Source organism: Corynebacterium curieae (genome assembly GCF_027570035.1).
GTDB classification, from domain to species: Bacteria; Actinomycetota; Actinomycetes; order Mycobacteriales; family Mycobacteriaceae; genus Corynebacterium; species Corynebacterium curieae.
Genome location: NZ_JAKMUU010000001.1, coordinates 129,920 through 150,830, shown reverse-complemented (window position 1 = coordinate 150,830; position 20,911 = coordinate 129,920). Strand labels below are relative to the sequence as shown.

At 56.3% G+C, this 20,911-nt stretch carries 18 protein-coding genes; 8 read left to right on the top strand and 10 right to left on the bottom strand.

Features of this window, described 5'->3' with window-relative positions; translation table 11 throughout:
* Window positions 1-22 precede the first annotated feature (22 nt).
* The 3 genes from rapZ (at window position 23) to whiA (ending at window position 3,066) form a co-directional block, all read left to right on the top strand.
* Complete coding sequence (rapZ, locus tag L8V01_RS00700) at window positions 23-895, top strand: RNase adapter RapZ (protein WP_269945266.1); 873 nt, start codon at window positions 23-25, stop codon at window positions 893-895.
* Window positions 896-918: 23 nt separating this feature from the next.
* Window positions 919-1,893 carry a gluconeogenesis factor YvcK family protein gene (locus tag L8V01_RS00695; protein WP_269945265.1) on the top strand — a complete coding sequence of 325 codons (975 nt, stop codon included), beginning with the start codon at window positions 919-921 and terminating at the stop codon, window positions 1,891-1,893.
* Between the two features lie 195 nt (window positions 1,894-2,088).
* Window positions 2,089-3,066, top strand: coding sequence for a DNA-binding protein WhiA (gene whiA, locus L8V01_RS00690; protein WP_274707249.1), 978 nt, complete (start codon window positions 2,089-2,091; stop codon window positions 3,064-3,066).
* 100 nt (window positions 3,067-3,166) lie between these two features.
* On the opposite strand, the gene L8V01_RS00685 is transcribed toward whiA, so the two are convergent.
* Window positions 3,167-4,813 carry an L-lactate permease gene (locus L8V01_RS00685; protein WP_269945263.1) on the bottom strand — a complete coding sequence of 549 codons (1,647 nt, stop codon included), beginning with the start codon at window positions 4,811-4,813 and terminating at the stop codon, window positions 3,167-3,169.
* Window positions 4,814-5,349: 536 nt separating this feature from the next.
* On the opposite strand from L8V01_RS00685, the gene gap reads away from it, so the two are divergent.
* The 4 genes from gap (at window position 5,350) to secG (ending at window position 8,932) form a co-directional block, all read left to right on the top strand.
* Window positions 5,350-6,357 carry a type I glyceraldehyde-3-phosphate dehydrogenase gene (gene gap / locus L8V01_RS00680; RefSeq protein WP_269945262.1) on the top strand — a complete coding sequence of 336 codons (1,008 nt, stop codon included), beginning with the start codon at window positions 5,350-5,352 and terminating at the stop codon, window positions 6,355-6,357.
* Window positions 6,358-6,474: 117 nt separating this feature from the next.
* A complete protein-coding gene (locus L8V01_RS00675) occupies window positions 6,475-7,692 on the top strand; it encodes a phosphoglycerate kinase (RefSeq protein ID WP_269945261.1) in 1,218 nt (405 codons plus the stop codon).
* A 39-nt stretch (window positions 7,693-7,731) separates the two neighbouring features.
* Entirely contained in the window at window positions 7,732-8,514 is a 783-nt protein-coding gene (gene tpiA / locus L8V01_RS00670) for a triose-phosphate isomerase (protein WP_269945260.1), read from the top strand.
* A 184-nt stretch (window positions 8,515-8,698) separates the two neighbouring features.
* Window positions 8,699-8,932, top strand: coding sequence for a preprotein translocase subunit SecG (gene secG, locus L8V01_RS00665; protein WP_049360789.1), 234 nt, complete (start codon window positions 8,699-8,701; stop codon window positions 8,930-8,932).
* Between the two features lie 139 nt (window positions 8,933-9,071).
* Here the strand turns inward: secG and pgl are convergent, their stop codons facing one another.
* The 5 genes from pgl to tkt form a co-directional block, all read right to left on the bottom strand.
* On the bottom strand, window positions 9,072-9,833 hold the full coding sequence (pgl, locus tag L8V01_RS00660; RefSeq protein ID WP_269945259.1) for a 6-phosphogluconolactonase: 762 nt from the start codon (window positions 9,831-9,833) through the stop codon (window positions 9,072-9,074).
* Between the two features lie 42 nt (window positions 9,834-9,875).
* Window positions 9,876-10,811: a glucose-6-phosphate dehydrogenase assembly protein OpcA gene (locus L8V01_RS00655; protein ID WP_269945258.1), complete on the bottom strand. Its 936-nt coding sequence runs from the start codon at window positions 10,809-10,811 to the stop codon at window positions 9,876-9,878.
* A gap of 14 nt (window positions 10,812-10,825) precedes the next feature.
* The gene (gene zwf / locus L8V01_RS00650; protein WP_269945257.1) at window positions 10,826-12,358 is read right to left on the bottom strand and encodes a glucose-6-phosphate dehydrogenase; all 1,533 of its coding nucleotides are present in this window, start codon (window positions 12,356-12,358) and stop codon (window positions 10,826-10,828) included.
* Between the two features lie 99 nt (window positions 12,359-12,457).
* Complete coding sequence (gene tal / locus L8V01_RS00645; protein WP_269945256.1) at window positions 12,458-13,543, bottom strand: transaldolase; 1,086 nt, start codon at window positions 13,541-13,543, stop codon at window positions 12,458-12,460.
* Window positions 13,544-13,570: 27 nt separating this feature from the next.
* Complete coding sequence (gene tkt, locus L8V01_RS00640; protein ID WP_269945877.1) at window positions 13,571-15,643, bottom strand: transketolase; 2,073 nt, start codon at window positions 15,641-15,643, stop codon at window positions 13,571-13,573.
* A 345-nt stretch (window positions 15,644-15,988) separates the two neighbouring features.
* On the opposite strand from tkt, the gene L8V01_RS00635 reads away from it, so the two are divergent.
* A complete protein-coding gene (locus L8V01_RS00635) occupies window positions 15,989-16,933 on the top strand; it encodes a heme o synthase (protein ID WP_269945255.1) in 945 nt (314 codons plus the stop codon).
* Between the two features lie 84 nt (window positions 16,934-17,017).
* Here the strand turns inward: L8V01_RS00635 and L8V01_RS00630 are convergent, their stop codons facing one another.
* The 4 genes from L8V01_RS00630 to L8V01_RS00615 all read right to left on the bottom strand — a co-directional run bounded on the left by L8V01_RS00630 (window position 17,018) and on the right by L8V01_RS00615 (window position 20,907).
* Window positions 17,018-17,995 (bottom strand): quinone oxidoreductase family protein, encoded by a 978-nt coding sequence (locus tag L8V01_RS00630; RefSeq protein ID WP_269945254.1) that lies wholly within the window; start codon window positions 17,993-17,995, stop codon window positions 17,018-17,020.
* Window positions 17,996-18,059: 64 nt separating this feature from the next.
* Window positions 18,060-19,088 (bottom strand): COX15/CtaA family protein, encoded by a 1,029-nt coding sequence (locus L8V01_RS00625; RefSeq protein WP_269945253.1) that lies wholly within the window; start codon window positions 19,086-19,088, stop codon window positions 18,060-18,062.
* A 69-nt stretch (window positions 19,089-19,157) separates the two neighbouring features.
* Window positions 19,158-19,922, bottom strand: a complete 765-nt coding sequence (locus L8V01_RS00620; RefSeq protein ID WP_269945252.1) for an ABC transporter permease — start codon at window positions 19,920-19,922, stop codon at window positions 19,158-19,160.
* A gap of 55 nt (window positions 19,923-19,977) precedes the next feature.
* Window positions 19,978-20,907 (bottom strand): ABC transporter ATP-binding protein, encoded by a 930-nt coding sequence (locus L8V01_RS00615; RefSeq protein WP_269945251.1) that lies wholly within the window; start codon window positions 20,905-20,907, stop codon window positions 19,978-19,980.
* Window positions 20,908-20,911 lie beyond the last annotated feature (4 nt).

The following is a 20,911-nucleotide window of genomic DNA, read 5'->3' as shown; positions in this document are numbered from 1 at the left end:
TGAAAGCGCTAGACTAAAGGGCATGACGCATTTCGAAACTCCACCCATTTTGATAACCGGCATGTCCGGCGGCGGGTTGAGTTCCGCTGCCAAGGTAATTGAGGATAAGGGCTACTATGTGGCGCATAATATTCCACCGCGCGCGATTGTGGATCTGCTTAAGCTGTGTAACCAGGAGGACACTCCGGTAGGCAAGGTAGCTGCCGTGACGGACGTGCGCTCGCGCATGTTCCCTGGCTCTCTTTTAGAAATCATGGATGAGCTCACGGAGCTGAACATGAAGCCCACCGTGCTCTTTTTAGATGCTCGGGACGATGTGCTTATTCGCCGATTCGATTCGGTACGGCGCACCCACCCGCTGCAGGAAGGGGATACCCTTAAGGTAGGAATCCAAAGGGAGCGCCAAGCAGTAGCGGATGTACGCGCCCATGCGGATATCATCATCGATACCACCAACTTATCCATTCATGATTTGCGCCGGGCAATTGAGGCGGCTTTTGGTGAAATGCAGAATGAAAAGCAGCACGTGACAGTCGAATCCTTTGGTTTCAAGAATGGCTCTCCGCGCGATGCGGATCTTGTGGTAGATGTGCGTTTTCTTCCTAATCCATACTGGGTGCCGGAGCTTCGAGGTTATCGCGGAACGGATGAACCAGTGGCGCAATATGTTTTGTCCCAACCGGCGGCGGAAAAATTTGTGGATAGTTTCTTAGGCATGTTTTCTACCATGCTGGATGGTTATCGGCACGAAGGCAAGAATTTCATCACGGTTGGTGTGGGCTGTACGGGAGGACATCACCGCTCCGTTGCCGTTGCAGAGGCCATCGCGGCGCGTTTGCGTGACAACGATGCATTGGACGTCAGCACCTTGCACAGGGATATTGCTCGGGACTAGAGCACAGGAGTACTAGCACTTTTATGACCAATCCTTCTCACATGGTCTGCCTTGGTGGAGGCCATGGACTTTATCAAACCCTTCTATCCGCACGCCTTAGCCAGGCGGCCGATATTTCCGCCATTGTCACTGTCGCTGACGATGGCGGTTCTTCTGGTCGCTTGCGTCGCGAGCTGGAGATCATTCCGCCCGGAGATCTGCGCATGGCACTCGCCGCACTGGCCAATAGCGATCCAGTAGGAGATCTGTGGGCAAAGACGTTGCAGCACCGTTTCGGCGGCAACGGTGCCATGGCAGGCCATGCGGTAGGAAACCTTATGATCGCAGGGTTGACCGACGTTCTAGGGGACTACCAAGCAGCATTGGACACCATCGCGGAGCTGACTAACTCCCAGGGACGGGTGTTTCCAGTGGTCAACCAGGCCTTAGAAATTGAGGCGGATGTTGCCGGGCTTGACGACGACCCTCGAGTGATGCGCCAAGTCCGCGGCCAAGTCGCGGTTGCGTCTACCCCGGGGCAGGTGCGGCGCGTGCGTATCCTTCCCGAGCATCCCAGCGCAAATCCGGACGCCCTCGACGCCATTCAGCGCGCGGACCTCATCACCATTGGCCCAGGCTCTTGGTTTAGTTCAGTGCTACCGCACACTCTCGTACCCCAAGTAGTGGAAGCGATCTCTGCTTCCAACGCCCTGCGAGTGGTTGTGCTTAATCTTTCAGCTGAGCCGGGCGAAACCCCTGGTTTTTCTGCAGAACGCCATTTGCACGTTCTGTCCCAGCACGCCCCAGATTTGCGTATCGACCGCATTCTGGTGGACGAGGCTGCTTTACCCTCAGATAGCGAGCGCGTTTACATCCAGCGTGCGGCGCAATCCTTTGGCGCCCGCGCAACGTTTGCCGATGTTAGCCACGTCGATGCCGACGGCCGGAGTGTCAATAAACATGATCCAGAAAAGCTTTCAGCGACGCTCTTGGAGTTGTATTCGACCTTCCGCAACTAGGGCGCTTTGCACGGCGTTGATGGTCAAGGTCTGCGAGTCGATGCCGGCGATTGGCCGAGTGCGCGGGGCTCGGGTGCTCGCGGTATGATGACAGAAAACCTTTCACCGCGATTACCCTTGAGCAAGGGCTCTTGGAGTGCATAAATTCCTTGTGATTGTGAGTATAGAAATGGGGCGAACTAGGTGACCACACCATTGACCGAGCAGGTCAAAGAAGAACTAACGGCTGTCGTCGTGCCGCGCCAGTCCGCTCGTGCTGCAGAATTAGCGGCGATTTTGCGTTTTGCCGGCGAGCTGGATATTTCCGGTGACAACATGTCTTATGAACTGGAGCTGCAAAGCCACGCCATTGCTCGCCGCGTGATCACTGCACTAGATGATCTCTATGGAATTGCCGCCGATAGTCACGTTGCTGGCCCTGCAGGAACCACGAAAAAAAGTCGTGTTACCGTCCGAATTTCCACTGGGGCGAAAGAGCTGACACGCCGCCTAGGACTCATCACCCGTTCCGGCCACGCAGTCGTAGGGCTGCCGCCACAGGTAATTTCCGGCACTGTTGCTGATAGTGAAGCAGCGTGGCGGGGTGCCTTTTTGGCGCACGGCAGCCTTACTGAGCCTGGGCGTTCCTCCGCACTAGAGGTAACGTGCCCGTGCCAAGAAGCCGCGTTGGCGCTCGTGGGATGTGCTCGTCGTTTAGGCATTTCTGCCAAAACCAAGGAGACGCGCGGCGAGGACCGCGTAGTCGTACGAGATGGCGATGCGATCGGGGCACTACTGACCCGAATGGGTGCGCAAGAAACCCGATTGAGCTGGGAGAAGAAGCGTGTAAAGCGGGAGGCTCATGATACGTCCCGGCGCTTGGATAATTTTGATGATGCCAACCTCCGTCGTTCGGCTCGTGCAGCAGTAACGGCTGCGGCGCGTGTCGATCGGGCTATGGAGATTCTCGGCGATGACGTTCCTGAGCACCTTGCAGATGCGGGGCGACTCCGAGTACAGCATCGGGAGGCCTCGCTAGAGGAACTCGGCCGCTTGGCTGAGCCACCTATGACCAAGGATGCGGTGGCTGGCCGCATTCGTCGTCTGTTGTCTATGGCTGATAAGCGCGCAGAGGAACTTGATATCCCCGATACCAACCAGGCTATTACGGAGGATCTTTTCAACGAGTCTTAAGTTCTCGCAAAAGCGCGCAGATGCACAACTCCCCGCAGCACGAATACCGAAGAGGTAGCTGTGCGGCGGGGAGTTGTGGCTTCGCTGGGGGCGGAGAGGCCTAGGGAACCAAGAAGCCTAGGACGTTGGTCATCAGGAATACGATGACGCACACGGCGGCCAAGAAGGCGACCGAGTAACCCACAACGTTTTTCAGGATGACGGATTCCTTGCCCTCCATATTGACGGCGGTTGCCGCGATCGCGAGAGACTGCGGGGAAATCATCTTGCCCACGACGCCGCCAGCGGTGTTAGCAGCAAGCATGAGATCTGGGTTCACACTGATGCGTTCTGCTGCCGCCACCTGCAGGTTGGCAAAGAGGGCATTGGCGGAGGTGTCCGAACCGGTCACGGCGGTACCGATCCACCCCAGGACTGGAGCGAAGAGAGCGAAGATACCGCCAGCAGAAGAGACGAATTCGCCGATCGCAATGGTTTGGCCCGAATAGTTCATGGTGTATGCCAAGGCCAAGACCAAGATAATAGTCAGCGCGGAGAATTTCATGCGGCTAACGACGTCGCCAAAAGCGCTTACCGGCTGTCCAAAGCTCAGGCTATAGCGGCCATTTTCATTGAAGAAGTGGTAGACAACCGCGACGATGATTCCGGAAAGCAGAAGAAGCGTACCTGGGTTGCCAAAGACATTGAAGCTAAAGCTGGTATCCATGAGTTTGCCATCGGCGTCGACAATGGCGTCATCAAGCAACGGCCAAGCAAAGTGGAGCTTGAGGAAACCGAAGATAGCGGGCGCGGCAGTGGCGACAGCGAAGACGACAGTTACTACTGCATAGGGCAGCAGCGCCATCCAAATGCGGCGGCCGTTTAGGTCAGTTGTAGATTCAGCTGCTGGCAGCTCAAGTCGCTCGCGCAATTCCTTGACGCCCTTGGGCTTCCACACGTGTAGGAAGGCAAAGGCACAGCCCAACGAGACGATGCAGGCGATGACGTTGGTGAGCTGGTAGGCAAAGAAGGTTGCGGCCAGCCACTGAGCAAGGGCGAAAGAGACGCCGATGACAGCTGCTGCCGGCGCAGTCTCCTTGACGCCACGGATGCCATCCAGGATGAAGGCAATAAGGAAAGGAACAATGGCGGCGATAAGCAGCACCTGCAAAGAAATCAACGCGGCAATATCATGCGTTTGATCAGCACTGCGACCGGCAACCTCGCCGGCGGTAGTGACCGGAATGCCAACAGCGCCAAAGGCAACTGGGGCGGTATTTGCGATCAACACCACAGTCGCAGCACGTAGCGGTTTTACCCCTAGTGCCATAATCATGGTTGCGGTAATGGCAACGGGTGCGCCGAAGCCAGCGAGAGCCTCGAGCAAGCCACCGAAGCAAAAGGCAATAAGGATAGCCTGGATACGAATATCGCCATCGCCCAAAAGGTCAAAAGTTTTGCGCAAGTCCTCGAAGCGCCCAGAAGCAACGGTGATCTCATAGAACCAAATAGCGGTGATGATCACCCAGACGATGGGCAGTAGACCAAAGAGCCCGCCGCGCACAGCGGAGGACAATGCCATATCTACCGGCATAGAAAAGCCGAGGATTGCGATAAGGATGGATACCGCAAGGGCTACGGCACCAGAAGTATGGGCGCGCGCTTTGACTCCGAGCAGCATGATAAAGAATGCGATGAGGGGGAGAATCGCCACGAGGGCGGTAAGCCCGAGGCTGTCGCCCACAGCAGAGGTATTGATTTGGAACAAGATACGTCCTTGGGTCCTACGGTGGTCCTGCCCGCAACTGCGTCCGGGCACTGAAGCCTCACGGTGACCAACGCGCGCGCTAGGGCAGGCGGGGTGGCCTGAAAAGCGGCTGTGAGCCAGTGAGTAAGAAAAGCATATCGCGAGACAAACGTGGCCGGACCAATATGGTCAAGCGATTTATTTTCTAGACTTAATGCGCAAATGTCTGATCGGGCAGAGGCGGGCACAAACCCTAAAGCTGTGGCATGATATATCTCACGTTTACGCTGTAAACCCAACATAATCCCACTTATTCGGGCTTTTCCAGCGGGTTTGGCTTAGGTAAATAAAAAGGATCGGAAAGAGTGTACGCGCTTTTGGATAATCTGTCATCCAATAGATCTCAAGGCTAGTAGGGGACTGCGCCGAAGGAAATGCCTCGGTATTATCGGCCATGTAGGGAAAACGCTCGGGCGCTTCTCACACATAGAAAATCATCGAAGGACCCGCGCTCAAACCCATACACACATTTACTCGACTCTTTGAGGAGAAATACAGTGACTATTCGCGTAGGTATCAATGGCTTTGGCCGCATCGGCCGCAACTTTTTCCGTGCAGTCGCTCAGGGTGACAACAACCTCGAAGTTGTTGCAGTAAACGACCTGACCGACAATGGCACTCTGGCTAACCTGCTGAAGTACGATTCCGTACTGGGCCGCTTCGATGGCGAAATTACCCACGACGATGAGTCCATCACCGTTAACGGTCACCGCATCGTGGTAACCGCAGAGAAGGACCCGAAGCAGCTGAAGTGGGGCGAGTACAACGTAGACCTCGTCATCGAGTCCACGGGCCGCTTCACCAACGGCAATGATGCAAAGGCTCACCTCGAGGCTGGCGCCAAGAAGGTCATCATCTCCGCACCGGGCAAGGAAGTAGACGCAACCTTCGTCTACGGCGTCAACTCCGACACCTATGATCCGGCAAACCACAACGTCATCTCCGCAGCATCCTGCACCACCAACTGCCTCGCACCGATGGCTAAGGTCCTCAATGACAAGTTCGGCATTGAAAAGGGCCTGATGACCACCGTTCACGCCTACACCGGTGACCAGCGCATTCAGGATGCTCCGCACAAGGATCTGCGCCGCGCTCGTGCCGCTGCAGTCAACATCGTTCCCACCTCCACCGGTGCTGCTAAGGCAGTCTCCTTGGTTCTGCCGGAACTGGAGGGCAAGCTGGACGGCTACGCAATGCGCGTTCCGGTTATCACCGGCTCCGCTACGGACCTGACCTTCACCGCTTCTCGCGACGTAACCGCCGAGGAAATCAACGCCGCTTTGAAGGAAGCTGCTGAGGGCGAGCTTAAGGACACCCTCGCATACACCGAGGATCCGCTGGTTTCCACCGATATCGTTACCTCCCCGCACGGCTGCATCTTCGACGCCGGCATGACCAAGGTTTCCAACGGCAACCTGGTCAAGGTTCTGGGCTGGTACGACAACGAGTGGGGCTACACTTCCCAGCTCGTTCGCATGACCAACCTGGTGGCAGACAAGCTCTAAACTGGAGCTCCAGCAATGAGAATCCGGCCCCGATGCAAGCCCAAACGGCGCTGCGTCGCGGTCGGTATTCTTATATCTATAGCCTTTAACCCATCCGAAATAGTTAAGGAGTAAATAATGACTTTCCAGACTCTTGACGATCTCCTCAAGGAAGGCGTCGAATCCCGCCATGTCCTCGTTCGCTCTGACTTCAATGTTCCCCTCGATGAAGAGGGAAATATTACCGATCCGGGACGCATCAACGCTTCTCTTCCGACCATCAAGGCGCTGGTAGAAGGCGGCGCAAAGGTCATTCTTTCCGCACACCTGGGGCGCCCAAAGGGTGAGGTAAACGCTAAGTATTCCTTGGCCCCAGTAGCAGAGGCGCTTTCTGAGGCACTTGGCCAATATGTCGCCTTGGCCGGCGATGTCACCGGGGAAGACGCTCATGAGCGTGCGAACGGCCTCAACGATGGCGACGTGATGTTGGTAGAAAACGTCCGCTTCGATCCTCGTGAAACCTCTAAGGACGAAGCGGAGCGCGGCCAGTTCGCTGACGAGCTCGTTGCTCTAGCTGCCGATAATGGCGCTTTTGTCTCCGATGGCTTTGGTGTTGTTCACCGTGCGCAGGCATCTGTGTATGACGTTGCTAAGCGCCTGCCGGCATACGCAGGCAAGTTGGTAGAAAAGGAGCTTTCGGTTCTTTCCACCGTGGCCAAGGAGCCGGAGCACCAGTACGTCGTAGTACTTGGCGGTGCGAAGGTCTCGGATAAGCTGGGCGTGATTGAGGCGCTGGCAGGCAAGGCAGACAAGGTCATCATTGGTGGCGGCATGTGCTATACCCTGCTGGCTGCTAAGGGCTATAACGTCCAAGAATCCTTGCTGCAGGAAGACCAGATCGATAACTGCAAGGACCTCCTCGAGCGCTTCGGTGACAAGCTGGTCCTCCCGGTTGATCTCACTGCTGCAAGCAAGTTCGCAGCAGATGCAGAGACCCAGGTGGTCGAACTTGATAGCATCCCGGAGGGCTGGATGTCCCTAGATATTGGACCTAAGTCCGTGGAGAAGTTCGCAGAGGTTCTCGCCTCTTCCAAGACCGTGTTCTGGAACGGCCCAATGGGTGTCTTCGAAATGGAGGCCTTCTCCAAGGGCACCGCTGGTGTAGCGCAGGCCATTATCGACGCCACTGCAAAGAACGGTTCCTTCTCCGTCGTTGGCGGCGGCGACTCCGCTGCCTCGGTGCGCATGCTCGGACTAGACGAGGATGGCTTTAGCCACATCTCCACCGGAGGTGGTGCCTCCCTCGAGTACCTAGAGGGCAAGGAACTACCGGGCGTTTCTGTTTTGGAAGCCTAAAACAGCCTTCTTAACTTGCCAGAAAGAGAGGATAAATTCATGGCACGTACCCCACTTATTGCAGGTAACTGGAAGATGAACCTCGACCACGTTGAGGCCATCGGCTCTGTTCAGAAGTTCGCCTTTTCTCTGCCAAAGGATTACTACGAGAAGGTTGACGTGGCCTACATGGTCCCGTTTACCGATATTCGCACCATTCAGACGCTGGTAGAGGGCGATAAGCTGCAGATTACCTACGGAGCGCAAGACATCTCCAAGCACGAGTCAGGTGCTTTCACCGGTGAGGTATCCGGTCAGATGCTGGCTAAGCTTGGCTGCAGCTGGGCTGTAGTAGGCCACTCGGAGCGCCGCCAGTATCACGGCGAGACCGATAAACTCGTTGCGGAAAAGGCCGCCGCAGCTTTGGACAATGACATAAGCCCCATTGTGTGCGTGGGCGAGCCACTGACCGTACGTGAGGCCGGTACCCATGTGGACTACGTGGTCAACCAGACCCGCAACTCCTTGGCTGGTCTCAGCTCGGAGCAGCTTGCCAAGACCGTCATCGCTTATGAGCCGGTCTGGGCCATTGGCACCGGCAAGGTAGCCTCCGCAGACGACGCGCAAGAGGTTTGCGCCGCTATTCGTGAGCTCGTCAAGGAGCTGGCCGGCGATGAAGTTGCGGAAGGCATCCGCATTCTTTACGGCGGTTCCGTCAAGGTTGATTCTGTAGCGGAGATCGTCAGCAAGCCAGACGTTGATGGCGGCCTTATCGGCGGCGCCTCCTTGGTCGGCGAAGAGTTTGCCAAGCTGGCTGCTAATGCAGCAAACGCACTGAACTAACAGCAGTTACCACCTGTCACAGGTTGGCGCCTTGGCGCGGGTTGGAATGGTTCCAGCCCGCGCCGTGGTGTACAGTGGGCCGGTGTGATTGCTTTGCAAGACGCAAAGCGCAAAAGTACGTTACCGCGCCAGCGGGTATCATAAGGCAACCGCAGAGCGCACGTTAGAAATAAGGATTATCCTCATGGTCTTGGCACTGGAAATCATCTTGGTCATCGCTGCTATTTTGATGTCCATCTTCGTGCTATTGCACAAGGGCAAGGGTGGTGGCTTGTCCAGCCTCTTTGGTGGCGGTGTACAGTCGAACCTTTCCGGCTCGACCGTCGTGGAAAAGAACCTCGACCGCTACACCGTGGTTATGGTTATTATCTGGCTTGCATGCATCGTGGGCCTCAACCTGATCCAAGCGTACGCTTAGACCCTACGGTTCGACGCAGAAGGCGCCGACACAAGCTTCCAATCTCTCGCTTTCCTTCAGCGGAATGACGAGGGGGAGCGGTGTCGGCGCTCTTTTATGTTTATAGGTGAGGTTGTGCCGGTCTTAGGCGAAATTTTGCTTATAACTCGGACGCAGCGTCATCCGCTAGGAAAAGGATGGTTTCTGCTCGTCCGTGGGCACCAGCAGCCGGCCATTCTTCTGGATCCGCGCCCTCTACGACGTGCTTGGCTGCTTCCGCCTTGGCCTCGCCGGCCACAAGGAGCCAGATGCGTTCGGATTGGTTAACCGCGGGAAGGGTAAGCGTGATTCGTTCGCTTGGGGGCTTGGGGGAATCATGTACCGGAACAGCTAATTCCTCCTGCTCCCGGATGGCGGAAGAGTGAGGGAACAAAGAATTGATATGGCCCTCTTCTCCCATGCCTAACAAGTGCAGATCGAATCCATTGGGAGCAAACTCTTTCAGCTCCGGTTCATAAGCACTTGCCGCAGCTTCCATGGAAACCGCGCCTAGATCAAAGCCGTGAATGTTTTGATCCGGAATATCCACGTGGTTAAGCAGGGCGGCACGGGCTTGTCCCTCATTAGAATCGGCATCTGTCACAGGCACATTGCGCTCATCACCAAAGAATACGTGTACGCGCGCCCAATCGATTCGCTGCGCGGGGAAGTTTTCACCCTGTTGCTGTGCAGCGAAATCCAACCGAGCAAGCTCATGGAGAACCCCGATTCCCGCACCGCCACCAGTGAGGACAACACGCGCAATGCCATCGTTGTGGAGGCCGCCACCTGCTGCTTGGATGCGGGCTACGGTATCGATGAATTTGAGTGCGGCCTGGGAGATAAGGTCATCCACATCGCTTACGCGGTGAAGAGCTACCATTATGTATCGAAATCCTTTGCAAAGAATCGGGGTTAAGCCGTTTTACTGATTACTGTAGTCTACTTGGGCGAGGGCGCGGAGCGCTTGGGCGTAGGTTTTATCGGCATCCAGATGACGCAGTTCTTCAGAGAGGACTTCAGCTTGAGAACGATTGCTTAGGCTAACTAAGGAATCCGGGGAGCCTGGAACGCAGACACGCACCGTCCGCTCATCAACGACGTCAACATCGACGTGGCTAGTTTCCCGAGTAAAACGCAGGTGAGCCACGGGGAAGTGGTGTTCTTCCGATTCTGTAACTGTGCGGTGGACCGGAACTGCCAAGCGGTCGAGCAACCAGCCCGCTGCGAAGTCGGGCGCTGGATGGCCGGCGGGGCCTGCAACCTCGACCGAGGTTACGGGTTCGTGTGGATGGCGGTCCAAAGCCGAGGCGACGACACCACGCCACAAAGTGATGGCAGCCCACGACATATCGGAATCACCTGGGGTATAACCGGCTGACAAGGTCCGGAGATCTTCACCTGTAACACGGCCATCAAAAGCCACGTTTGTGATGCGACGTTGAGCCAGCTTTCCTACTGAGCTGGTGGCCGGATCGGGTGGGCATAAGGTGGGCCACCAAGCAACCAGTGGGGTATCGGGTAGGAGTAGCGGTGTGACAACGGCTTCGTCTTGGTCTACCAAGGCACCGTGAAGCTTCATGATAACCATCTCAGAAGCGCCCGCTTCACCGCCAACGCGCAGCTGGGCATCGAGATGGGTTTCTGCTTGCCGGTCGCCTGTTACGACGACTAATACGCGCGACGGATGCTCGTGGGAAGCATCGCGCACGGAGGCAAGGATATTTTCGAGGTCATCGTCCTCGCGTGCCGCAACAATGAGGGTGAGGACTCGGCCGGTAGTTAGGGTGTAGTGCTCTTGCGCCTCCACCAGCTTCTTGGAGATTTCACGCGTAGTGGTATTGGGCAATGGAATAATCATTGTCTGCGTCCCTCCTATGGGCGGCGCCAGGAGTGACCCCGGCGGCGCAACATTCTATCGGCGGATTCAGGCCCCCAGCTGCCGGCACGGTATTTTTCCGGCTGTCCAGCCTCGGCCCAATAATCGATGATGGGGTCCAAAATCGACCAGGAAAGCTCTACTTCTTCGTTGGTAGGAAAGAGCGAGGATTCGTCCAAGAGGGCGTCTAGAATCAATCGTTCATAAGCCTCTGGCGATTCCTCTGTGAAGGCCTCAGCGTAGGCGAAGTCCATGTTGACATCACGGACTTCCATGGTGGAGCCAGGGACCTTGGAGCCAAATCGCATAGTTACGCCCTCGTCCGGCTGCACACGAATGACCACGGCGTTTCTTCCCAGTGCGTCAGTCTGTCCATCAACGAATGGCTGGTTTGGCGCAGCTTTAAATACCAGCGCGATTTCGGTAACTCGACGGCCCAAGCGCTTGCCAGTGCGCAGATAAAAGGGGACCCCGCCCCAACGCCGGGAGTTTACTTCCAAGGTGCAGGCAGCGTAGGTCTCCGTTGTAGATTCAGGATCAAAGCCCTCCTCTTCGCGCAATCCTTTCACAAACTCGGAGCCTTGCCAGCCGGCGGAGTACTGGCCGCGAGCAGTGGTCTTGTTGAGGGGATGAACGGCGTGGGTAGCGCGTAGCACCTTTACCTTTTCTGCTTGCAAGGCCTCAGGTTCGAAGGAAGATGGCTCTTCCATCGCAACCAGGGCCAAAAGCTGTAGCAGGTGGTTTTGGATGACGTCTCGAGCCGCTCCGATGCCGTCATAGTAGCCAGCGCGTCCTCCCAAGCCGATGTCTTCGGCCATCGTAATCTGGACGTGATCAATGTAGTGAGCATTCCACATTGGTTCAAAGATTTGATTGGCAAATCGCAAAGCCATGATATTTTGCACGGTTTCTTTGCCCAAATAGTGGTCAATGCGGAAGACTGCTGACTCAGGGAAGACGGCATTGACAATCTCATTGAGCTTGCGGGCCGATTCTTGGTCATGGCCAAAAGGCTTTTCGATGATTACTCGGCGCCACGAGTCTTCAACGGAGTTGGCCATACCAACGCGCTCTAACTGATGGCAGATATTTGAGAAGAACTCTGGTGGGACAGAAAGGTAGTACGCCCAGTTGCTGCCCGTGCCGCGCTCGCGGTCTAGCTCTCCCAAGCGGGAAGAGAGACGATCAAAGCCGGCATCATCGAAGGAGCCTTGTACGAATTCAATGCCTTGGGACAAATGTTGCCAGACATCCTCATTGAACTCGGTGCGGGACCCAGCCACGACGGCCGAGCGAACATAGTCACAGAATGCGGGCTTGTCCCAATCACGGCGACCATAACCAACGAGGGTAAAGCCAGCGGGCAGGAGACCTCGGCTTGCTAGGTCGTAAATTGCGGGCAAAAGCTTTTTATATGCAAGGTCTCCGGTAACGCCGAAGATGACCATGCCCGCTGGTCCTGCGATGCGCGGCAATCGCTTATCGCTGGCACTGCGCAAGGGGTTGACCCAAGCGGCTGAGTCGGTCACGAAGATTCCTTCCTGAGTTTATGGGCTAATAGCTCGCTAATAGTCTAGCGGCAGAATGCCCCGCCGAATTTTCGGCGGGGCATAGGTGACAAAGCTAGTTTACGCGAGTCGTTCCTTAATGGAAGCAAGCAGTTCGTTCCACGCGGCAACGAACTTGTCTACGCCTTCACGTTCCAGCACTTCAAAGACATCGTCGAAGTCGATGCCAACCTCTTCTAGCTGGGCAAAGATGCTTTCTGCTGTGTCACGGCTATCGGATAGCACATCGCCGTGAAGATCGCCCTGCGATAGCACCGCATCAATGGTCTTTTCCGGCATGGTATTGACCGTGTGCGGACCAGCCAGCTCGGAGACGTACAAGGTGGCAGGGTAATCCGGATTCTTGACTCCGGTCGAAGCCCAAAGCGGTCGCTGGAGGTGGGAGCCTTCCGGAAGGTCGGCGTCGTTAAGCAATGCGTCCTGGAAGAGGGCATAGGCGCGCTGTGCATTTGCGACGCCTGCCTTACCCCGCAGTGCCAGTGCTTCCTCGCTGCCAATGGCTTCCAGGCGTTTGTCCACTTCGGTATCCAAACGGGAAACGAAGAAGGAAGCCACGGAGTGGATAGTTGAGACGTCCTTGCCATTCTCGGCGGCACGCTTGAGGCCGGTACGGAAGGCCTCAATAACAGCGCGGTAGCGATCCACAGAGAAAATCAGGGTGACATTGACGCTGATTCCTTCCGCCAAGGCATCTTCAATCGCTGGTAAGGAGCCGGTGGTAGCCGGAATCTTGATCATGACGTTAGGTCGATCAACTTTCGCCCACAATTCACGGGCCTGCTCCAGGGTGGCTGCAGCGTCATCAGAAATACGCGGATCAACCTCGATCGATACCCGGCCATCCGCGCCATCAGTAGCGGAGTAAATGTCTGCAAAGAGATCACAGGCATTTTTGACGTCTTCGATAGCCAATGCATACACCGCTTCATCGGCAGTGGCTTTAGCCTCCTTCAACGTAGAAAGCTCGGCGTCGTAAGCGGTGCCATTGGTCATTGCAGCGGCGAAGATCGCTGGGTTAGTGGTAACACCCACAATGGATTTGGAGGAGATGATCTCCTTGAGGTTTCCGGAAAGCAGGCGCTCGCGGGAGAGATCATCGAGCCAGGTAGAAGTTCCCAACTGGCTGAGTTCGGAGATGTAGTTCATGCTAATTCCTTATCCAGTCTCTAGGTCTTATTTTGCAGCAGCAGCGAGGGATTCCTGTGCCGCCTCAACTACTGCTGCAGTGGTGAATCCCAACTTCTCAAAGAGCTCTGCCGCAGGCGCGGAAGCACCATAGAGCTCAATGGAAATGTTGCGGCCGAATGAACCGGTGTACTTATGCCACGGCATGGCAATGCCTGCCTCAACGGAAACGCGGGCTCGTACGCTGCTTGGGAGCACGGACTCTCGGTAGGCCTCGTCCTGCTCGTCAAACCATTCCAGGCAGGGAGCGGACACGACTCGGGTGGCAGTTCCGGCATCCTCTAGCTCCTTAGCAGCGGCGACGGCTATCTGCACCTCGGAGCCGGTGGCGAGGAGGATTACGTCCGGGGTCTCCTTAGAGGCTTCTACCAAGACGTAGGCGCCACGGCGAACGCCGTCATGAGCCTTTTCCTTTGTGCCTTCCAAAACCGGCAATCCTTGGCGGCTGAGAGCCAAGCCCTTCGGTGAGGGCTTATACTCGATTGCCGCAGCCCAAGCCTGGGCAGTCTCATTGGCATCTGCTGGGCGGATGACAGATAGGTTTGGAATAGAACGCAACGCAGACAGGGTCTCTACTGGTTGGTGTGTAGGACCATCTTCACCCAAGCCGATGGAGTCATGGGTCCACACATAGTAGGTATCGGTCGACATCAGCGAACCTAGGCGGACAGCGGGGTACTGGTATTCGGAGAAGATCAGGAAGGTTCCGCCGTAAACGCGGGTATTGCCGTGCAAAGCAATGCCGTTCATAATTGCGGACATCGCATGCTCGCGAATACCGAAGTGAAGATTGCGGCCATAAGGCTGCGCGGACCACATATCGGTGGTGATGGTCTCAGGACCAAAGGAGTCCGCGCCCTTAATAACGGTGTTATTAGAACCAGCCAGATCGGCAGATCCGCCCCACAGCTCAGGCAGGGAGGCAGCCAGCGCCTGGATAACAGCTTCAGAGGCCTTGCGGGTAGCCAGGGATTCGCCGGGCTCCCATACCGGCAAGTTGGCACCAAAATCTTGCGGCAGTTCGCGGGCGCTCATGCGGTCAAAGAGAGCCTTATTCTCTGGATTAGCCGCAGCCCAAGCGTCAAACTTCTCTTGCCATAGCGAATGTTTTCTAGCACCGCGCTCTTGCAGTTTGCGGGTATGAGCAATGACGTCTTCATCAATATGGAAGCTCAGTTTGGGATCGAAGCCCAAGACCTCCTTGGTGGCGGCTACTTCGTCCTCGCCCAGTGCGGCACCATGGACTCCACCGGTGTTCATCTTATTCGGGGCAGGGTAGCCAATTACGGTCTTTACACGGATGAAAGAAGGGCGCTCGGTTTCTGCTTGGGCGGCCTTGACTGCTTCTTCTATGGCCACAACGTCTTCGCCGGATTCAACGGTTTGGACGTGCCAACCATAAGCCTCATACCGAGCTACAACGTCCTCGTTGAAGGCAATATTTGTATCGTCTTCAATGGAAATGCGGTTATCGTCCCAAAAAACGATCAGGTTGCCCAGCTTTTGTGTTCCCGCAAGTGAGGAAGCTTCTGCGGTAACTCCCTCTTGAAGGTCGCCATCGGAGGCGATGGTATAGACGTAGTGATCGAACGGAGACTCGCCAGCGGGGGTATTCGGATCGAAAAGACCACGTTCTTTGCGGGCTGCCATTGCCATACCAACAGAGGATGCTAAGCCTTGGCCAAGCGGGCCAGTGGTGATTTCCACTCCATCGGTGTGGTGGACCTCTGGGTGGCCCGGCGTACGCGATCCCCAAGTGCGCAGCCGTTTGAGGTCCTCCATTTCTAGTCCAAAACCGCCCAGGTAAAGCTGGATATATTGGGTAAGGGAGGAGTGGCCAACGGAGAGTACAAACCGGTCACGCCCGGCCCAGTGCACATCGTTAGGATCATGGTTGATAACTCGCTGGTAGAGAGTGTAGGCGAGGGGCGCCAAGGACATTGCTGTACCGGGATGTCCGGAACCGCACTTCTGCACTGCATCGGCGGCTAGTACGCGCACGGTATCAACGGCGCGGGTGTCAAACTCAGTCCAATCCTCCGGATAACGGCGCTCGACCATAGATTGGAGTTCTGGGGACAACTTATCTTTCGACACGTGAAAGCCTCGCTTACGTCTAGGCAAAAAGTACTTGACTTCCTTCAGTCTAGTAATTTTCTATCCGGCGGTGCGCAATTATAGAAACTAGGGGTTAAACGGTAAGCTGGCATGGCTAAGCGGCGCATGTCTGGGTGCTACAACGTGCATAGTTCTAGCACCATTTGCTCGCAGAGTTTCACCCCTCGGCCCAAATTGTGAGTGAGAGAATTGGAACTTTTTCACGGGTACGTGCGACCGCTAGGGGTGACCGCACGCAGGGTGTGTGCGAAGCACAGTTCACCAACGTTCAGATAGTGGAGGAATTCCTTGGAGACCATCAAGGCCTATTTTGCGCTTACGAAACCGAGGATCATTGAGCTCCTCCTCGTGGCTGCAATTCCGGCGATGCTCCAAGCGCAGCGTGGCGTAGAAGCCGTATCGGATAATATCTGGCTAATTGTGTCCACTATTTTTGGCGGCTGGATGGGTGCTGCCGCCGCCCACACGTTTAACAATGTCGTGGACTACGAATTGGACCAGAAGATGCAGCGCACTAGAGCGCGTCCGCTGGTTAGAGCTACGATTTCGAAGCGAAACGCCGCGATATTTGCATGGGTTATGCTTGTCATTTCCGTGCTGTGGCTAGGTTTTCTTGCTCACTCCTGGCTGGCAGCGTTCTTTGTGGTTTTGACGAACTTCTTCTACGTCTTCGTCTACACCAAGTTTTTGAAGATGCGCAATGCCCAAAATATCGTCTGGGGCGGCTTGGCAGGTTGCATGCCGGCTATGGTCGGATGGGCTGTCATCCGTGATAACGCACCAGCAGGAGAGCCGGACCGTTGGTGGCAGGCAGTAGTGCTATTCCTCATCATCTTTTTCTGGACGCCGCCACACACCTGGGCGCTGGCCATGAAGTACAAGGAAGACTACCGCAAGGCTGGCGTTCCGATGTTGCCCGTTGTGGCTGGCGAAAAGGAAGTCACCCGCCAGATTGTGTGGTACACCGTCGGCACTGTCATCGTTACTTTGCTCATCGTTCCCGCTGCATCGTGGATCTACTTGGTGGCAGCGCTAGGTTCCGGTGCTGTCTTCTTGGGGACGGCTATTCGCCTGCATGAAGGTGTGAAGAACGGCGCCAAAGTCAAGCCCATGCGCTTGTTCATTTATTCCAATAACTACCTGTCGGTTCTCTTTATCGGCCTGTCTATTGACGCAATCTTGGGTTGGGAACCACTTGGGCGGATGCTCGGCTGGTCTGCGACGCTGTTCTAGCCGCGTCACACTGAAAAGCCCCGAGGAAAACCAGAGCGCGGGAGATGGATCAGTTCCTTCTCCCGCGCTTTTAAAATGCTGGGGTTAGTTGTATGCGCCATCCTGTACGCGCAAGACAATGGAACCTGTGGTCTTGCGCTCTTGGAGATCTTGATGCGCCGTGGCGGCGTCGGCTAGCGGGTAGGAGGCCGTAACGTTGAAACTAAGCTCGCCGTCTACAACCGCCTGTACGACCGCTTGGGCCCGCATCTGGAACTCGCCTTCTTGCGCGGTCCAAGCGCCAATGGATGGTCGAGTCAGAAAGATGGACCCATGCTTATTAAGAAGCTGGGGGTCGATAGGTTCCACCGGCCCCGAAGCAGCGCCAAAGAGTGCGACGGTGCCACGGGGGCGGACCGCCTCGAGCGACTCTTGGAAGGTGGCCTTGCCGACGCCGTCATACACCACGTCGACTCCCTTGTCACCGTTGTAGCGGCGGACCTGCTCGGCGAGTCCATCGCCGTAGCGAAATACCTTATCCGCCCCGGCAGCGTAGGAAAGTTCTTCCTTTTCATCCGTAGAGACAACCGTGTACACGGTAGCGCCAAGAGAGGAGGCCATCTGGGTCAAAATTTGTCCCACGCCTCCAGCGCCCGCGGTGATTAGGCACGAAGCGCCTTCGCCCAATTGATAGACACCGTGTGCCAGATAGTGTGCGGTAATACCCTGCAGCAGCATGGAAGCGGCAACTTCAGGGCGAAAATCATCTGGTACCGCCACGAGCCCTTCACGAGGGACGCAGACCTGCTCCGCGTACGAGCCGAAGGCTTGGTTCCACGCAACCATCGTCCCTTCGGCGATTTCTCCCTTTGGATCGTAAGCCACGCGCCCGGTGCCTTCGAATCCGGGAATAAACGGGGTGGCCGCGTTATAAATCCCCTCACGGTAATAAGTATCGATGTAGTTGACGCCCGCCATAATGACGTCCACCAATACCTCATCGTCTTTAGGGGTGGGGGCGGGCACTTCGGTATAACGAAGTACTTCTGGCCCGCCGGTTTCTGTGACCTGAATTGCGTGCATATAGCCAGGCTAGCGCAAAAAGCCGGCCGAGCGCAGTCGCTCGGCCGGCAAATAGCTTTGTGGGTTATACCGCCGCGTGTTCAGCCTTTAACGCTGCTTGCCGTGCTGCGTATTTCTCATCGCCGCTAGGCGAGCCAGTGATGAGATCTGCAGTGCCTTCCGCGCGACGTACACCGTGCGCCCAGAGCAGGGCTGTATAAGCCGTAACGAAGGAGGAGAGGCCGATATGGAACGGCACCGTCCACCGCGGAATGCTCATGTAGAACTGATAGACGCCGACTGCCCACTGAATGAGGATGCACACGATAAGGGCCCAACCCGCCTTCTTGGCATCCTGTGGCGCACGCTTCTTATACAGCAAGAAGATGGTAATGACGCTAAGCGTCAGGTAGACGTACATGCACATGGCGTGGGTGACGGCCATGGCCTCGGTATCTACTTGTAGTCGGCCTTCCATTCCCACGCCGGAATCACCGGAATGGACACCCGATCCGGTGACCATCGTGCCCGTGATGAGGACAACGCTCAATGCGACCGTAGCGATAGCCGCGAGTAGGCGAATGCCCTGTGGGAAGCGTGCTCGGGGAGTACCGTCATCTGGCTCTAGAATGCGCGAGTAAAGCATGGCGGCTAACCAAACTAGAAGCATGGAAGGCAAGAAATGCAGGGCCACGGACCACCAGCGCAGATCTAGGTGGACAGAAATTCCACCGATAACTGCCTGAAGGACGATGCCAGCCACGTTGAGCCAAGCATAGACCTTAAGCTCAGTGCGGCGGTGTGCCATGCGCATGGCGATGACCGCGGCAATCGCTGCCGCAGTTACCACGAAAGTTAGCAGGCGGTTACCAAACTCGATGGCTTGGTGTAGCGCAGGGGCGGCGCCCTCCATCGGGACAAGGGAACCTGGCTGGCACTCTGGCCACGTGGGGCAGCCCAGTCCCGAGCCGGTCACGCGGACAATGGAACCAGACACGGTAATGCCACCCTGACACAGGAGGAGGATGAGCGCGATAAGGCGCTGTTGCTGCAGTGTGGGGGCGGCTTCTTTAAAGAAGCGCTTTGTTTTTGTCCAGTATTTCACGCATAGCATCCTACTAGTCGGGAGATTTCGGGCATAAAAATTGCTCTCGTTTCGGCACGAACCGGACAAAAGTCACATTTAGCCATCGAAGCGGAACCAACGGACCGCGGCAAACGACGCCACGGCTAGCCATGCCACCAAGGAAATGAGTTCGAGGCTAGGGAAGATGGAATTAGAGGCGTCGGTAAGCGCGCCCGCAAGAGCGACGGTTGGTACCACATTGAGAATGCCATTATCGCCAAGGCCCTGAGAATAGAGCGTCCATCCCACCACGCCAAGGAGAATGAACCAGATGAGGTTGGCCAGCGCGAGCACGACTTCTGAGCTGAGGGTGCCGCCGAGCAACAGACCCATTGCGGTAAAGGCCGCTACGCCAAAAAATAGCGAGACGATCATTAGCAACACCCCGCTCGGGCTAATGCGTAGGCCCAAAATATAGGCTGCGATGCCCAAAACAAGGATTTGGAAAACCACCATCGTGAGCACGCCTAGGATCTTGCCTCCGATAATGGCCCAGGCAGGTACCCCGGATGCACCAGTGCGTTTAAGGGCCCCATAGCGTCGGTCAAAGGCGAGCGAGATGGCTTGGCCTGTAAACCCCGCGGAGGTGGCCGCTACTGCAAGGACCATGGGAAATACTTCGTGCAAGCCGTGCCCTGTGGTGGGCTCTAGGCGGGCGGCCCCAATGAGGATGGCCAGCGGAATGATGACGCTGAGAAGCTGCTGCTCGCCGTGGCGCAACATGAGCTTTGCTTCCATTTTGCCTTGCGCGAGCAAGATGGCGCCGGCGCTGGCTCGCTGAGGAGCGGGAGTAAAGGTCCCTGGGGTATAGGCAGTGCTCATGAAATGGATTCTTCCTTCAACACGATCGAATTAATGCGGTTCTAGTGCGGGGCAGTTAGCTGCGCAGGTGGCGTCCGGTGAGATCAAGGAATACTTCTTCCAAGTTGCGGTGGGCTGCATCCAAATACCGCAGAAGGACGCCTTGGTGGGCAAGTTCGGTAGCCAGTGCGGCGATGGTCTCAGGGGTGCCGGCTTCGGTCAGGCGGTAGTGCAACGGGCGAGACTTTGTGGCAGAAATTCCGGCTGCAGCCAACGCCTCGAGATTAACGTCGATGTCGGTGCTAAAACTGAGCCCTGCCGATTCCGTCTGGGCCGTAAGTTCCGCCGGTGTACCGTGGGCTACTAGCTGACCATGATCCATGATGGCCACCCGGTCTGCTAGCGACTCCGCTTCATCCATGAGGTGAGTGGTCAAGACGATGGTGACGCCATCGCTTCGCAATGCTCGAATAAGATCCCACACAGCTAAGCGGGATTGTGCATCCATGCCGGCGGTTGGCTCATCGAGAAACACCAACTCCGGTCGGCCGATGATAGCTAGGGCAAGCGATAGGCGCTGTTGCTGTCCGCCAGAAAGCCGGCGGTAGGAGGTGCGAGCTACGCCTTCGAGTCCTAAAGTCTCCAGCAGCCATTGTGGGGAGAGGGGGTGAGCACTATAGCGGGCGGATAATTCCAGCATCTCTAAAACATGGATGCCGGAATAGGAACCGCCGCCTTGCAACATAATTCCTACTTTTTCCCGCACCTTATCTGGCTCGGTACCCGGATTATGCCCAAGGACATCGATGGAGCCGCTGGTGGGGTGGATGAAGCCTTCAGACATTTCAATGGTGGTAGATTTTCCCGCACCATTGGGGCCGAGGAGGCAAAAGACCTCGCCGCTGGCAACGCTTAGGCTCAGCCCATTAACGGCAGTAGTGGAGCCAAATCTCTTCACCACATTGTCCAAGGTGAGGGCTGGACGGTCGGCTGAAATCGAATTCACGTGG

Excerpts from the sequence above, each read along its gene's own strand:
- tkt (WP_269945877.1), bottom strand. The coding sequence starts at position 15,643 with ATGGTCGAGCGCCGTTATCCGGAGGATTGGACTGAGTTTGACACCCGC.
- L8V01_RS00695 (WP_269945265.1), top strand. The coding sequence starts at position 919 with ATGACCAATCCTTCTCACATGGTCTGCCTTGGTGGAGGCCATGGACTT.
- L8V01_RS00625 (WP_269945253.1), bottom strand. The coding sequence starts at position 19,088 with ATGCTATGCGTGAAATACTGGACAAAAACAAAGCGCTTCTTTAAAGAA.
- L8V01_RS00630 (WP_269945254.1), bottom strand. The coding sequence starts at position 17,995 with ATGCACGCAATTCAGGTCACAGAAACCGGCGGGCCAGAAGTACTTCGT.
- L8V01_RS00655 (WP_269945258.1), bottom strand. The coding sequence starts at position 10,811 with ATGATTATTCCATTGCCCAATACCACTACGCGTGAAATCTCCAAGAAG.
- pgl (WP_269945259.1), bottom strand. The coding sequence starts at position 9,833 with ATGGTAGCTCTTCACCGCGTAAGCGATGTGGATGACCTTATCTCCCAG.
- L8V01_RS00675 (WP_269945261.1), top strand. The coding sequence starts at position 6,475 with ATGACTTTCCAGACTCTTGACGATCTCCTCAAGGAAGGCGTCGAATCC.
- tpiA (WP_269945260.1), top strand. The coding sequence starts at position 7,732 with ATGGCACGTACCCCACTTATTGCAGGTAACTGGAAGATGAACCTCGAC.
- L8V01_RS00620 (WP_269945252.1), bottom strand. The coding sequence starts at position 19,922 with ATGAGCACTGCCTATACCCCAGGGACCTTTACTCCCGCTCCTCAGCGA.
- rapZ (WP_269945266.1), top strand. The coding sequence starts at position 23 with ATGACGCATTTCGAAACTCCACCCATTTTGATAACCGGCATGTCCGGC.
- secG (WP_049360789.1), top strand. The coding sequence starts at position 8,699 with ATGGTCTTGGCACTGGAAATCATCTTGGTCATCGCTGCTATTTTGATG.
- tal (WP_269945256.1), bottom strand. The coding sequence starts at position 13,543 with ATGAACTACATCTCCGAACTCAGCCAGTTGGGAACTTCTACCTGGCTC.